The 13,480-nt window shown below is 68.2% G+C and carries 11 protein-coding genes and 1 pseudogene; 3 read left to right on the forward strand and 9 right to left on the reverse strand.

The features are described from left to right. Window positions 1–148: pseudogene (locus WS68_RS28135) on the forward strand (UTP--glucose-1-phosphate uridylyltransferase GalU); the annotation flags it as partial. Between the two features lie 3 nt (window positions 149–151). Here WS68_RS28135 and WS68_RS28570 read toward each other — a convergent pair. Beyond that, entirely contained in the window at window positions 152–313 is a 162-nt protein-coding gene (locus tag WS68_RS28570) for a hypothetical protein (protein WP_006407761.1), read from the reverse strand. 22 nt (window positions 314–335) lie between these two features. On the opposite strand from WS68_RS28570, the gene WS68_RS24370 reads away from it, so the two are divergent. Together WS68_RS24370 and WS68_RS24375 are read left to right on the forward strand one after the other, a co-directional pair. Continuing rightward, complete coding sequence (locus WS68_RS24370) at window positions 336–1,490, forward strand: glycoside hydrolase family protein (protein WP_231753111.1); 1,155 nt, start codon at window positions 336–338, stop codon at window positions 1,488–1,490. A gap of 574 nt (window positions 1,491–2,064) precedes the next feature. Then, entirely contained in the window at window positions 2,065–2,721 is a 657-nt protein-coding gene (locus tag WS68_RS24375; protein ID WP_059573291.1) for a hypothetical protein, read from the forward strand. A 193-nt stretch (window positions 2,722–2,914) separates the two neighbouring features. On the opposite strand, the gene WS68_RS24380 is transcribed toward WS68_RS24375, so the two are convergent. From WS68_RS24380 to WS68_RS24415, 8 genes are all read right to left on the reverse strand, one after another. Beyond that, window positions 2,915–3,964: a hypothetical protein gene (locus WS68_RS24380; protein WP_006407758.1), complete on the reverse strand. Its 1,050-nt coding sequence runs from the start codon at window positions 3,962–3,964 to the stop codon at window positions 2,915–2,917. Next, window positions 3,954–5,378 (reverse strand): oligosaccharide flippase family protein, encoded by a 1,425-nt coding sequence (locus tag WS68_RS24385; protein ID WP_231753112.1) that lies wholly within the window; start codon window positions 5,376–5,378, stop codon window positions 3,954–3,956. Before WS68_RS24385 ends, WS68_RS24380 begins: the two co-directional genes overlap by 11 nt. Next, window positions 5,372–6,574, reverse strand: a complete 1,203-nt coding sequence (locus WS68_RS24390) for a polysaccharide pyruvyl transferase family protein (RefSeq protein ID WP_059573293.1) — start codon at window positions 6,572–6,574, stop codon at window positions 5,372–5,374. Before WS68_RS24390 ends, WS68_RS24385 begins: the two co-directional genes overlap by 7 nt. Then, window positions 6,571–7,809 carry a glycosyltransferase gene (locus WS68_RS24395; RefSeq protein WP_059573294.1) on the reverse strand — a complete coding sequence of 413 codons (1,239 nt, stop codon included), beginning with the start codon at window positions 7,807–7,809 and terminating at the stop codon, window positions 6,571–6,573. The genes WS68_RS24390 and WS68_RS24395 overlap by 4 nt, the downstream gene beginning before the upstream one ends. Continuing rightward, entirely contained in the window at window positions 7,806–10,091 is a 2,286-nt protein-coding gene (locus WS68_RS24400; RefSeq protein ID WP_059573295.1) for a polysaccharide biosynthesis tyrosine autokinase, read from the reverse strand. Before WS68_RS24400 ends, WS68_RS24395 begins: the two co-directional genes overlap by 4 nt. Window positions 10,092–10,166: 75 nt before the next feature. Beyond that, window positions 10,167–10,631: an arsenate reductase/protein-tyrosine-phosphatase family protein gene (locus WS68_RS24405; RefSeq protein ID WP_006407753.1), complete on the reverse strand. Its 465-nt coding sequence runs from the start codon at window positions 10,629–10,631 to the stop codon at window positions 10,167–10,169. Between the two features lie 2 nt (window positions 10,632–10,633). After that, window positions 10,634–11,866 (reverse strand): polysaccharide biosynthesis/export family protein, encoded by a 1,233-nt coding sequence (locus WS68_RS24410; RefSeq protein ID WP_059573296.1) that lies wholly within the window; start codon window positions 11,864–11,866, stop codon window positions 10,634–10,636. Between the two features lie 124 nt (window positions 11,867–11,990). Then, the gene (locus WS68_RS24415; protein ID WP_059573297.1) at window positions 11,991–13,358 is read right to left on the reverse strand and encodes an undecaprenyl-phosphate glucose phosphotransferase; all 1,368 of its coding nucleotides are present in this window, start codon (window positions 13,356–13,358) and stop codon (window positions 11,991–11,993) included. Window positions 13,359–13,480: the final 122 nt, after the last annotated feature.

Here is a 13,480-nt window from a genome sequence, read left to right on the forward strand (position 1 = left end):
TCTCAAGGCCACCATCGAATTCGCGCTGCGGCACCCCGAAGTCAAGGACGAGTTCGCCGCTTATCTGCGCGAGCGCGTACCGCTTGCGCCACGAAATGCGCCGGTTGCGCCGGCCGCAGCGGAACGCTTGCCTGTCGAATCGGTTTGACGTCTAATCGGCATCAGCCGGAGCGCGGGGCCGCCGCGTCGCGGCCCCGCGCAGTTTATCCGCGCCCGCCGCGAGGCCGGCCGCGATGATCGCCGCGCCGACGATCACGCCGCCCGCGGCAAGACGGCCGAAAAATCGAAACGATCGCGTCAAATTTTCCAACATGATGATTCCATCCGCATCGATAATGGACCGGTGTCTCACGTCAAGCGCAGCGATCTCGAACCCGGCTCGACAGGCCGCTGCTGCGCTGCCTCCCGCCGCCGATACAGCCAATACCGCTGCCGACACCGCGGCGGGCCAATGCCGCATGCGCCCGCGCACGCGCTCGTTTGCGGGGCGAGGCAGGCTTGCGGCGCGTGTCGCCGCGCCGCTCGTGTTCGCGGCGACGCAGGTGCACGCGCAGCCGCCAGCATTCGCGCCGAACCAGCCGCTGCAAGTCGGCGTGCAAGTCAAGCTCGGCGAATTCAGCCCGACCGATGCGACGCGAATCCATGCGGCCGGCTTCGACTTCGTCCGCCTGGGCGTCTGGATCGACCGGCTAAGCGACGTAGCGTACCAGAGCCGGGTGAAGGCGGCATTCGCCAACGCGCGCGCGGCCAGTCTGCCGGTATTGATGACGGTGCGCGCGGTGGACTCCGTCTCGCCGGCCGCCGCCTCCACGCCGGCGGCGCTCGAACAGGCGGGCGCGAAATTCGGCGCCGCTGCGGCGGCGCTCGCGCGCACTTATGCGTCGCAGTTGCTAGCCGTCGAACTATGGAACGAGCCCGATCTCGGCAAGTACTGGCCGACCGGCAACGTCGAGCAAAACTTCGCGCCTTACATGCGCGCCGCGTGCCAGCAACTCGGCCCGCGCGGACAAAGACCGGCGCCTGTCATCGGCTTCGGCTTCGCGCACGCACCGTCGCCGGGCTCGCTTGCCGACGCGCTGCTCGGCCAGGTCGCCACGGCCGCGCCCGATTGCCTGGATGCGATCTCGTACCACGCCTACGGGATGACCGAGCAAGCGATCCGCACCGCCAGCAACGACGCGCATACGCGCTATCGCCTGCCCGCCGTAATCACCGAATGGGGCACGCCGTCGCTGCTCATCAACGGTGGCGACGACGCGCAAGCCGATCGGCTCAAGGCGTTTCTCGCCGAGCTTCCATCGGTCGGCACGCCCGTCGTGTCGATCTACGAATGGAAGAACACGGCCAACGGCGGCAATAGCCGGGAACGCAATTTCGGATTGGTGACGTCGAGCGGCACGGACAAGCCCGCGCTGAATGCCGCGCGCGGCGAATTGCGGATGCTGCTGCGCGATACCGGCGCGGCATCGGCCAGCAACGGCAACCGTTGACCTGCAGCGAAAGGCTCATGCACTGCTGACGGCGAGGCGCGCCGTTCACGCGCTGCCCCGCGCGCTGCCGCGCATTTTCGCCAGTGCCGCGCCTATGGCGGCTCGACGGCCGCATCCATCGCACCGCCAGTACTCCAACGGCGGGCTCCCCGGCACGCCAATCGGCAATCGATCCGAAAACCGCTCCAATGGGCGCTGGGCGGGCTCGCGCCGAGCGCCCGCAACTCGGCTTCACCGCCGTCCTGCATCAACATGCCCGCGAGCAGCCGAGCGCGACGGCCTACGGCATCCGCACTGCCGGCGAACGCCGCTCGCGCACTGATGGCCTGAATCGGGCGCATTTCAATGGGCGGTAAGCTATAGATCTTTAGTGTTCGACGAAACCGAAATATCAAAACCCTCCGCCAGCCCATCATTGCTGCCCTGGCGCAGGCCGTCAGAAACTCGTCTTTCGCACAGCCATATGCGGTTTCGCATTTAAAGAACCGTGGAAATCGGACTTGGGTATTCTGGCGACACCTATCGATCCTATTATTTTCAGGAACGGTAAAAGTCAACTCGAGGACCAATCGGCATGATTAATTTTCACGGAGTCAGCGCACACAATACGGCCGGCCCGCTTCCGGCGGGCTCGGCGCTCATCGGCAACTACAATTTCATCGGCTCGTATCTCAACAACAGCGCGTTTGCGGCCGATGTAAAAAACGCCGCCCAGTCTCCCTCCGCCACCGAGCGCGCAAAAATAATAAACGGCTATGCGAATATCGGCGCTGCGGGCCTGGTCGGAGACGGCGCCGGGCTTCACGGCGTGAAGTTGAGTACCGATCATGGATCGATCCAAGCGCAAATGGATCGCGACGGCACGCTTTTCAACAAGAAAGGCGTGAGTATCGGCAAAATGAACCCCGATGGCTCGATCGTTCTGAACAAGGCGAACAGCCGGGAATCCAGCATTCTTTCTGGAACCGAGGATCGGAACACACCGATTCATTCGGTCTTTCAGCTTCTCAGCCCCGCTTGGACGCTCGCCGGGCTGGCAAAATACGCCTTTCACAAATTGTTCGACAAAGAACCGCCTCCCGGACGGCGGATTTTCGATGCCGCGGAAATCACGGTGTCAGGCGGCGACCTGCAAGGCACTAGCGCAGACACCCGGGATACCTATGGAACCTTTGCCAATGCGCCGTGGATCGAACTGGTAGGGAACAACGATGCGTCGCGGGCATTTTAAAATCGCGCGTCGCGGGCAAAGATCGGGCGCCTTGCATTGACGTCCGGCTGGCCGGGATTCGAACCGCCGAGCGGCATTGCCAATACCGCGCCACATGCGGGCACTGCCCCGGCGGCCGGAGCCGACGCCAAAACCGAACTCAATGCCGACAACAACGCCAGCGCAGCACGCTGCCGGCGTCCGATGCTGCCGGTCAGCCAGCACCGGGCGCCGCCGCGGCAGGCGAGTTGCCCTCCCGCCGCCGCGCCACGCTCAACACGGTCATCGAATACAGCGCAACGCTCGACAAGTGGCGCGTATAACTGCCCAGATCGGGTTCGAACAACATCGACACCGCGACATGGCCGATCACGAAGCAGCCGAGCAGCGTCTGCGCGCGCGACGCCTGCGGCTTACCGAGCGCCGGGCCGACGGCCAGCACGATGAAGAGTTGCATCGCCAGTTCCTTGATGCCCGGCGAAAACAGCCAAGCGAGATTGAGCCGGCCGAGCGCGTATAGATAGTCGCCGACGAAGCCTGCGAACGACGACGGATCGAGCGGGTTGTAAAAGCTCGTGCGCGCACCGTAAGGCGATTGGTAGACGAGATAATCGACCGCCATGTCGCGCGAGTGAAGCAGCGCGACATAGATGTTGCCCGGCAACAGAAACACGGCGAGCAAAGCCGTCGCGGCCCCGGCCAGCCTCCATTGCAGCGGAAAATTCCGCCACGCATACGCGCCGAAGCCGATCGCGGCGATTAGCGCGAAATAGCTGCGCACGAGTGCGGCATAAGCGCCGTAGCAGAGGAGCGCCGTCAGCATCGCGCGCCGCGGATTGCCCCGGCGCGCCGCGTGGGCGACGAACAGCGAAATCAGCACGACGAGCGTGTCCTTGCTTGCGACGAACAGATTGAAAAACACGCAAGGCACCGATAGCACCACCGCCGCCGCCATCAGGCCGGGCCGGTTCGCGCGGCACAGCATCGCCCAGATGAAGCAGGCACCGATCCCGATCACGAGCGGATCGACGAGCGGACCGAACATCGCATAGAACCTGCCGACCGCGTCGAACGACGTGCCTGCGTAAGTGTCGGCGCCGCCCATCTGCGCCTGGATCTTGTCCGCGTCACGAAAGATGAATTCGGGCAGCAATGCGCCCGCCTTCGCATACACGAGCGCGTACATCAGCACGTACAGTGCCGTGACCGTGCGCACGACGCCGCGGCTCAATACCGGCCCGCCCATCAGCCATTTACGCAACATGCCGTCCCTCCTGTGCTTCGCGGCGCGCGGCATCCAGCGCGGCACGCCCGGTCTGCGCGTCACATGCGGTGCAACCGGCGCACGCCGCCGTTCCCGCCGTTCCCGCCGTTCCCGCCGTTCCCGCCGTTCCCGCCGTTCCCGCCGTTCCCGCCGTTCCCGCCGACGCGCGCGGCGCGCGGCGCCGGATCACCCAGGCCAGCCAACCCGCTATCGCCACGCTCGCGCATAGATGGGCGAGCGCCGCGCCCGTCGCACCGAAACGGCCGATCAGCAGGCAATCGTTCGCGATCGACAGCGCGCCCAGCACGGCCATCCCGGACGCGACCCGCCGCCCTTCGCGCAACGCGACCGCCGCGGCCCACGCGATATCCGCGATCGAGCGCACGACGAACGATGCGAGCAAAGCCGCGAGCACGAGCGCGCCGTCCGGCCCCGGCGTCTCGTGCGCGAGCCGGAAAATCGGCGCGCTGAGCGCGGCGATGGCCACGCTCAGCGCGAGCGCCAGCGCGCCGGTGCGGCCGACGAAGCGCACCACGAGCGGCATGAACTTCGCGGGCGCATCCGTTGCCGCGCGAGCCAGCACGGGCGCGGCCATCACGACGAGCACCGCATACGATACGGTCTGCACCGAATTGGCGATCGACCAGCCGAACACATAGCGACCGAGCGCGTCGTGTCCGAGCAGCCGGTCAGCGACGAAACGCTCGCCGTACTGCATCGCCGACAGCAGCACCGCACCGACGTAAAACGCCGCGCCGTCGCGCCACAGGCGCCCTGCCGCCGCCGCGCCGCGTTTCGTATGCCCGGCATGCCCAGCGCGCGAACCGCCCGGCTGCGCCGCGCGCGCGAGCCGCGCGATCGCGGCCCACGCCCAGACGATCACGACGGCGTTCGCCCCAGCCCACATCCACAACACCGTCTCGATGCGGCCGATCCAGCCCGCGGCGAGCGCCGCGATCGCGAACGCGGGCCATAGGCCAGTGCGCACGAACATCATCCGGGCGCCGGCGTCGGTTCGGTGCAGTGAGAACACGTAGGAATTCGCTTCGAACGCGTAATGCTCGGCGATCACCACCGCGAGCACGGCTGCGCCCGTCGACGCCGTCGAGGCGCCGAACCACGCATACGCATCGGTGCAAAGCGCGCCGGCGGCTGCGACGAGCGCATAAAACGCGGCGTACACGCCGCCGATGCGGCGCGCGTCGCGGATCGCCTCGCGCGGCTCGGCAGCGGCCAGACGCCGGTTGATCTCCGCGCTGAAGCCGAGCCCGAACAGTTTCGATGCGATCACGGACGCAGCCACCGCGAGCCCATAATCGGCAACCGCGCCGAAACCCAGCACTCGCGCGACGACCAGCGTCAGCGCGAACTTCGCGCCGAGCGCCGACACCCTGAGCAAAAGACGCGTCAACATGCAGCCGCGCGCTCCCGCGTGCGCGGCTGCGACACGCGCGCCGCATCGCGCAGTGCCGCGACGATGCGCTCGCGTTCAGCGCGGATCGCGCCCACGCGGCGCGCCGCGGCCGCCCAAAACCGCTCGATCGCCCCGGCCGCGAAGATGCGCGCGACCACCGGCATCGCCGCAAAATCCGCCGCGTTGACGACCCAGTCGTCGACGCCGAGATCGCCATACGCGCCGAACCCCTTGCGCTCATAGCTCAAATGGAACGCGGGCACGCCGTCGAGAATCGATTCGAGCGCGCCGTGCAGCCGCACCGAAATCACGACGTCCGGCCGGTCGTGCGTGAGCAGGTGCCGCAGCGACGGCGGCTGGTCGATGCCGAGCCGCCGGTAATAAGCCGCGTCGTCATTGCCGCGCCCGGTGCTCTGCACGGCGAAGCTCACGCGGCAGCGCGCCTGCAACGCCGCGATCAGCTCGGCACTGGAGCGCCGGTATCGATCGAGTTGCGCCGCGTTCCAGCTCGGCGCCTCGCGCAGCACCATCGCGACGTGGCCGACCGGCTCCGCCGCCGCGCGCGCGGCCCGCTGCTTCAGCGCGCCGCCGCGCGCGCCGAACTCCAGCACCGCGAGATCGGGCGCGCGGCGCGTGTTGGCATTGCCTTTCAAAAACTCGAACGAGCGATCGTCGCGCACGAACACGCTCGAGAACCCGCCGAGCAGGCCGGCCAGATGCTGGCCGAGCGCGCGCGACACGAACTCCGAGCCCGCGTGCGCCGGCCCGATGCTCTGCGGCAGATACACGGCCGGCTTGCCGGATGCGCGCGCGGCGCGCATTTGCAGGATATGCCCGGCCTCCAGCTTGAGCGCCTCGGTCGCGTTGCGCGCGCGCAGATAGCCGCCGCCCACGCCGACGATCAGATCGACCGAATCGAGCAGCCGCGCGAGCTGCCGCGCGCCGCGCGTGGACGCGCACGCCAGCAGGTTCGCCGACGCGACGACCCGCGTGAAGCCGCGATCGGCAATCACCGGCGCGCCGAGCACGGAGTCGTAATCGGCGAACGAAGCAGGATCGGCCGCGACGATCGTGACGCTGACGTCGTCGCCGAACGCCTCGCGCAGCAGCTTGACGGACAGGTCGACGAGCAGGCCGTCCCCCGAATTACGCCTGCTATATGCGTGCAGCAGCGCCACATGCTTGACTCGATTCATCGTGAACCTCCATTGAGAACGTCGTGATACAGCTCGAGGGTGCGCCGCACCATGCCCGAGGCGGAAAACCGCGCCATCGCGCGCGTGCAGTTCGCGGCCATCCGCGCGCGCGCCGTGCCGTCCTCGAACAGCGTGCCGAGCGCGCCCGCCAGCGCGGCCGGATCATCGACGTTGTCGACGACGATGCCCACGTCGTGGCGGCCGACCACTTCGTCCGCGCCCGCCACCCGCGTGGTGACCACCGGCAAGCGCGCCGCCATCGCTTCGAGATACACATAGGGAAAGCCTTCGTAACGGCTCGGCAGCACGAACGCATCGAACGCCGAGAAGTAGCGCCGCGCATCCTGCACGCGGCCGATCAGCTTGAGATTCGCGCTCATCGCCGCCGCGCCGCGCCCCGCTTGCGCGGCGAAATCGCCGATGCCGATCACCGCGATCTGCAAGCGCGCGCCATAGCGCTCATCGAGCAGCGCCGCCGCGGCGACGAGCCGGTCCACGCCCTTCTGGAACGAAAAGCGGCCGACGAAACCCACGATGAACGCATCGCCCGCGATGCCCAGCGACGCGCGCGCGGCATCGCGGCTCAACAGCGCGAACCCGGGCACGCCGTTGTGAATCGTGCGTACCGCGCGCGCCGGAATGCGCAGGCTGCCGGTGGCGTGACGCGCCTCGTCGTCGGACACGGCGATCACGCGATCCGTGCGCCACTTTCCGAACAGCGTCTCGATCGAGCCGTACAGCCAACGCGAGCCCGGCGACAGATACGGATTGAGCGTGTAGAACGCGTGCGGCGTATACACGTGCCGCCACGCGCCGAGGCATGCGCGCGCCAGCACGCCCGCCTTCGAGCTGTGGCTGTGAACGATATCGGGCTCGATGCGCGCGAGCGCGCGAAACACGCCGACATAGGCGCGCGCATCGCGCCACGACACCGCGCGCTGCATCGGCACGCGCACGACCGACGCGCAGCGCCGCAAGATTGCGTCATGGAGAATGCCCGTGTCGAAACGCGCGCCCGTCGGGCCAATCAAATGAACCTCGACGCCGGCGGCAGCCAGCCCATCGATCAAATCGGCGACATGCACGGCCACGCCACCGCCCGCCGCCTCGACGACGAGCGCCACGCGCAGCCGCCGCCCCGCGCGCTGCGCGACGCGCGCGGGCCCGCGCGCGGGCGCGGCCTTCGCCCGCGCGTCGGCCTGCTCGGCCGCCTCCACATGCAGCCGGCCGCTCATCGCGCGCCTCCGCCCGAAAGCTTGCGTGCGATACGCCGCAGGACGCCCGGCGCCGGCGCGTCGGCGGCGTAGCGATATTCGACATAGCGATAGTGCCCGTAGCGCCCGCCGTAGCGCCCCAACGATGGCGTGAGCCCGTTCATGACGACGCCGTGCGGCCGCAAGCCGCCGTGCGCGAGCCGTTTGAGCGCTTCGCGCAGGTCGCCCAGCCGGGTCTGCGCCGCACGCGCGACCAGCAGCACGGCCGACGCATGACGGGCGAGGATCGCCGCATCGGTGGCCGCGAGCATCGGCGGCGCGTCGATCAGCACATAGTCGTAACGCTCGCGCAGCGACGCGATCAATGCGCCGAGCCGCTCGCTGAGCAGCCATTCGCCCACGCGCGGCAGCAGCGCGCCCGTCGCGATGAAATCGACGTTCGGCACGACGCCGCGATGGATCACGTCGTCGCCGTCGAGCCGGCCTTGCAGCACGGTCGACAGGCCAGGCTCGCGGATCACGCCGAAATACTGGTTCAGATAGCCGCGCCGCAAGTCCGCGTCGACCACGATCACGCGCTGGCCGCCCGCGCCGAGCACCGCTGCCAGATTCGCGAGCACGAACGACTTGCCCGCGCCCGGCTCGGCGCCCGTCATCACGAGCGCGGTGCGCTCGCCGTTGAGTTTGGAGAAACGCAGCGCGGTACGCAGGCTGCGCAGGCTCTCGATGGTCGGATCGTCCGGCGCCGCGCTCGCAAGCAGATGCGTGCCGGCCAGCTTTGCCTGCGCCGCGCGGAATATCGAACGCTGCTCGGCCGATAACGGCACCGCCGCATAGACGTCCAGCCCGAGCGCGCGTTCGATCTCGTCGGGCGAATTCACGCCGCCGAACAGCAGATCGCGCGCGAAGGCCAGCACCACGCCGAGCACCAGCGCGCCAAGCGCCGCGCCCGCGATCACGAGCGGCCGGTTCGGCTTGACCGGCTCCTGCGGCACGATCGGCATATCGACTACCCGCACGCTGCCGACCTTGCCCGCCTTGACGAGCTGAAGCTGCTGCGTGTTGTTCAGCAGCGCCGTGTAGAGATCGGTGTTGACGCGCACGTCGAGCATCAGCCGCGCGGCTTCCTGCTGCAAATCCGGCAGGCGCTTGATTTGCGCGTCAAAGCCGCCCGCCTGTGCGTCGAGCGTCGCGATCTGCCGGTCGATCGCGACGAGACTCGGATGCGCGGAATTGAAACGCGTCGCAAGCTCGTCGCGCTTTTGCTGGAGCAGCAGCCGTTGCGTCTGCGCCTGCGCGCTCTGCTGCAGCGCGAGGCGCGCTTCTTCCGGCAGATCGACCGTGCCGTTCGCGTTGCGCAGCTTCGTGTAGCGCGCCTCCGAGCGGTCGAGCTGCGCCTTGAGCACCGGAAGCTGATCGTTCAGGAAGGCGAGCGACTGGGCCGCGTCGGCGGATTTGCGTTCGATGTTCTGCCGCACGTATTGCTCACCGATCTCGTGCAGCAGCGCGCTGACGCGCACCGGATCGTCGCCCGCGAGCGTCGCGATGACGACGCCGGATTGCTTGATCTTTTCCTGCACGTCCAAACGGGTCTGCACGTCGTCGATCGTCTGCGCGCGCGAGTTGCGAATCAGCATGAAGCGCGTGCCGGGCTGCGCATCGAAGCGTTCGACCTTCAGCACCGCGGCGCCGTAGCGCGTCGGCACGGCCGTCAGTTCACCGACGCGGCCGCGCACCGGCCGCGCCAGATCGTCGCCCGTGAGCATCCACGCGCCACCCGGCTCCACGCTCAGCGCGAACGTGTCGCCCTCGGCGTCCTTGGGCACGTCGAATCGCTCGATCGCCGCCTGCTCGCCGCCCCACGCGTAGCCGCCGAGCCCGAACACGCCCGGCGCCGTCACGCCGCTGTTCAGGCGCGACACGAAATCGCCGATCACCGGAAAGCGCTTCGGCTTGACGTCGATGTAAAAGCGCAGCCGGTCCACCGCGCGCGTGACCACGAGACGCGATCCGACGATCTGCGCTTCGGCCGCCGCCGACGATTTCACGTCGAACAGCGACGACACGTCGCCGAGCAGGCTCTTGGCGGCCGACGTATCGGGGCTGTCCTCGATCTGGATCATCATGTCGGCCTGATACTTGGGATGCGCGAGAAATGCATAGGCGGTGCCGAGCAGCAGGCCGAGCACGGTGATCGCGGCGATCGACCAGCGATGCGCGAGCAGGATGTCGAGCACGCCGACCAGATCGAGTTCGTCGCGCGCGTCGTGACTGTCGTGGCGGGTCTCTGGAATGGATGACATAAGTGGATCGATTAATCGGTTCGTTCGGTTCGTTCGATGCGAAAGCGTGACGATGAAAGGCGATGCCGGCGCGCGTCACGTGACGCGCAACGCGCCGGCATCGAGCGTGCCGATGCGCGCGCGCCATGCGTCGGCGCAGCGGCCGAGCCGCGCGAGGCAAGTGTCGAAGCCGCTGCGCGGGCCGCCGTGTGGATCGGCGATGTCGGGCGGCCCGCCGTCGAACAGCGCGAAGCGAAACGTGCGGCCACGTGCGTAGGGATAGCGCGATTCGATGAAGCGCTGCTGCTGCGCGTCCATCACCAGGATCAGATCCGCGCGCATGCATTGCAGCGAGCCGAGCTGCGTGGCGCGGTGCGCGGACAGATCGAGCCCGAGCACGCGCGCGGCCTCGCACATCTGCGGGTCGGCGCCCGCGCCGGCCATCGCGCGCACGCCCGCCGACGCGACGTCCACGTCCGGCAGCGCGCGCGCAAGCAGCGCGGCGGCGGCCGGGCTGCGGCAGATGTTCGCGTGACAGACGACGAGTACGGCTGCGATCATCGTCAGCCTCCCGATGCGCGCTGAATGTTGTACGCGGCTGCCGTGCCGCCGACGAGTTGCGAGATCACGCGGTTCCAGCGCACCACGCCGGCCGCGTCGACGAACACCACGTCGTCGGGTTCAAGCTCGACGCGTTGCGCCAGCGCCATCGCTTGCGGCGAGCGCGCGTCGAAATGGAAGACCTGGGCCTGCGCGCCCGGCTGCCCCACGCCGGCATTGCCGCGAGCCGCATCGGTGCCCGCACGTGCGGCCGCGGCCGCACGTGCCGGACGAACCAGATAGATGCGCGACGGATCGCTCGTCACCTGATTGATCTGCGCCGCGCCAAGCGCCTGCGACAACGTGAGCCGCCCGTCCGAGCGCAGCGGCAGCGGCCCCGGCTTGAGCACCTCACCCATCACGAACACGCTGTAATCGCGCGCGGGCGGCACGCGCAGCTCGTCGCCGTCCTGCAGCACGATGCGCGCCGCGTCGAGTCCGCTCTCGGCCAGGCGCGGCAAATCGATCCGGTAGCGACGGCCGCCGCGCGTGAGCGCGATATGGCTCGCGTCGCCGCTGTCGAGCACCCCCGACGCCTCGTTGAGTGCATTCGCGAGCGTCATCGGCACGTCGGTGATCGGTTTCACGCCCGGCGAGCGGACTTCGCCGTTGACGTACACCTTCTTGCTGCGAAAGCCGACCACGCGCAGGGAAACCTGCGCATCGCGGACATACGGCTGTAGCGCGCGCGCCAATCGCTGCTGGGCGTCCGCTTCGCTTAGGCCCGCGACCGCGAGCCGCTTCACATAGGGAAACTGAATGCAGCCGTCGGCGCTGACCAGGTAGCCTGGCACGCTCTGACCCGCCATCCCCGCGCTCGGCGGCTGCGCACCGGCCGTCGAGCCGACGTCGTAGGTCAGATTCGGCATCACGAGTTCCGGATGGTCCCAGACGATGATCGACAGCACGTCGGCCGGACCGATCCGGTATGCATCGCGCGCGCCCGCGCGGGCCAGCGCGGCGGTATCGGCGGTATCGGCAATCGCGCCGTCGGCGCGATGCTTGCGCGCATCGTTGAGCGCATCGATCTGCCGGCTATCCAGTTCGATCACGGGCACATCGGCCGCGGCGAGCGGTGCGCGCCCGACAAAACTCATGCCCGGCGCGAGCACGCTACAACCGGCAAGAAGGAACGCAAGCGACAGCAGGCACAACACGAATCGCCCGCGCGGGCGGGCAAGGACGAAAGACTGCATGGGCTCTTTTAAATCGGAGTCGACGAATATCCGCGCGGCCGGCAAACCGCACGGGGCATGAGATGCTGCACGGGCACGATCCGTGCGGATCGGCGCGCAACGGCCGATGCTCCGGCCGGCGCGGTCAATAGGCCGCCGGGCCGGTAAATCCCCGCAACAGCGTGAGAAACACGATCTTCAGGTCGAACCAGAAATTCCAGTGGCGGATGTAGTACAGGTCGAACTCGACGCGCCGCTCCATCTTGTCGACCCGGTCCGTCTCGCCGCGAAAACCGTTCACCTGCGCCCAGCCGGTAATGCCGGGCTTGATCCGGTAGCGATACATGTAGTTGCGCACCAGGTTCTTGTAGAGTTCGTCGTGCTCGGTCGCATGCGGCCTCGGGCCGACCACCGACATCTCGCCCTTGAGCACGTTGATGAACTGCGGCAGCTCGTCGAGGCTCGTGCGCCGCAGAAACGCGCCGATTTTCGTGATCCGCGGATCGCCCTTCGTCGCCTGCGTGACGGGGCCCGGCTCGTCCGCGTGCAGCCGCATCGAGCGGAACTTGTAGATACGGAAATCCCGGCCGTCGACGCCCATGCGGCGCTGCCGGAAGAACACCGGGCCCGGCGACGACAGCTTCACCGCGCACGCGATCGCGGCGAGCAGCGGCGAGCACGCGACGAGCACGGCGAGCGCGAACAGCCGGTCGAACACCGCCTTGGGCAGCCGCTGCCAGTCGCGCAGAGGCGACGTGACGACGTTGATCGCCGGCAGCCCGAGCAGCTCGGTCACGCCGCCGTTGGCGAACGGCAGGCGATCGAGTTCGGGAATGAAGCGGATATCGATGAAGTCATTGCGCAGCGCATCGACGAACGGCTCGATCAATTGCGTCTCGCCCGGCTGCGCGACGATCCACAGTTCGCGCACGCGCTGGCGGCGCAGCGTATCGATAAACGGTTCGAGCCGCCCTACCACCGGCACGCCGAACACCTCGGTACGCTCGACGCATTGCGCATCGAACACGACCACCGGGCGGAAACCCGGCTGCCCGCCAAGCGCGATGCGCTTCACGATGCGCCGCCCTTCGGCATGGCCGGCGGCAATCGCGATCGTCTTGCATTGGCGCCCGAACGCGCGCGCGCTCGACAAGCGGCGCACCGCGATGCGAGCCGCCACGAGTGCGAGCGCGGCGAGCGCCGACCAGCCGGCAAACCACTGCCGCGGCACCGCCGATGCGCCGCCGAGCGCGACGACCACCGCGAACGTCAGCGTCTGCGCGAGCGCCCAAGCGGCCAGCACGCGGACGGCGAGCGCCGCGAGCGGCTGCTCGCGCCAAGCGCGATAAACCGAAAACCACGGAAACACGGCGAGCACAAGCGCGGCATCGAGGCAGACGGTCGCAAACCGCATGTCGCCGACGGCGGCGAACGCATCGTTGCCGGACGGCGCGCCGAGCGCCGCCGTGACGACGAGCAACACGTCGATCAACTGAAAGAGCGAAGGCATCATCGCACCCTCCCGTCAGCTGTCGTGACAAACCGCGCGGCAACAGCCGCCCCTGCCCCACTGGCACTGATGACGTCGAACATCGAATCCTCGCTTGCGAAAGTGGCGAATGTCGTGGCGTTGGG

It is taken from the genome of Burkholderia sp. TSV86 (assembly GCF_001522865.1).
In the GTDB taxonomy this organism is placed as follows: domain Bacteria; phylum Pseudomonadota; class Gammaproteobacteria; order Burkholderiales; family Burkholderiaceae; genus Burkholderia.

What these genes read in the sequence shown, in the direction of transcription:
- WS68_RS28570 (WP_006407761.1), bottom strand. Translation starts at nt 313, where the DNA reads ATGTTGGAAAATTTGACGCGATCGTTTCGATTTTTCGGCCGTCTTGCC.
- WS68_RS24370 (WP_231753111.1), top strand. Translation starts at nt 336, where the DNA reads ATGGACCGGTGTCTCACGTCAAGCGCAGCGATCTCGAACCCGGCTCGA.
- WS68_RS24375 (WP_059573291.1), top strand. Translation starts at nt 2,065, where the DNA reads ATGATTAATTTTCACGGAGTCAGCGCACACAATACGGCCGGCCCGCTT.
- WS68_RS24380 (WP_006407758.1), bottom strand. Translation starts at nt 3,964, where the DNA reads ATGTTGCGTAAATGGCTGATGGGCGGGCCGGTATTGAGCCGCGGCGTC.
- WS68_RS24385 (WP_231753112.1), bottom strand. Translation starts at nt 5,378, where the DNA reads ATGTTGACGCGTCTTTTGCTCAGGGTGTCGGCGCTCGGCGCGAAGTTC.
- WS68_RS24390 (WP_059573293.1), bottom strand. Translation starts at nt 6,574, where the DNA reads ATGAATCGAGTCAAGCATGTGGCGCTGCTGCACGCATATAGCAGGCGT.
- WS68_RS24395 (WP_059573294.1), bottom strand. Translation starts at nt 7,809, where the DNA reads ATGAGCGGCCGGCTGCATGTGGAGGCGGCCGAGCAGGCCGACGCGCGG.
- WS68_RS24400 (WP_059573295.1), bottom strand. Translation starts at nt 10,091, where the DNA reads ATGTCATCCATTCCAGAGACCCGCCACGACAGTCACGACGCGCGCGAC.
- WS68_RS24405 (WP_006407753.1), bottom strand. Translation starts at nt 10,631, where the DNA reads ATGATCGCAGCCGTACTCGTCGTCTGTCACGCGAACATCTGCCGCAGC.
- WS68_RS24410 (WP_059573296.1), bottom strand. Translation starts at nt 11,866, where the DNA reads ATGCAGTCTTTCGTCCTTGCCCGCCCGCGCGGGCGATTCGTGTTGTGC.
- WS68_RS24415 (WP_059573297.1), bottom strand. Translation starts at nt 13,358, where the DNA reads ATGATGCCTTCGCTCTTTCAGTTGATCGACGTGTTGCTCGTCGTCACG.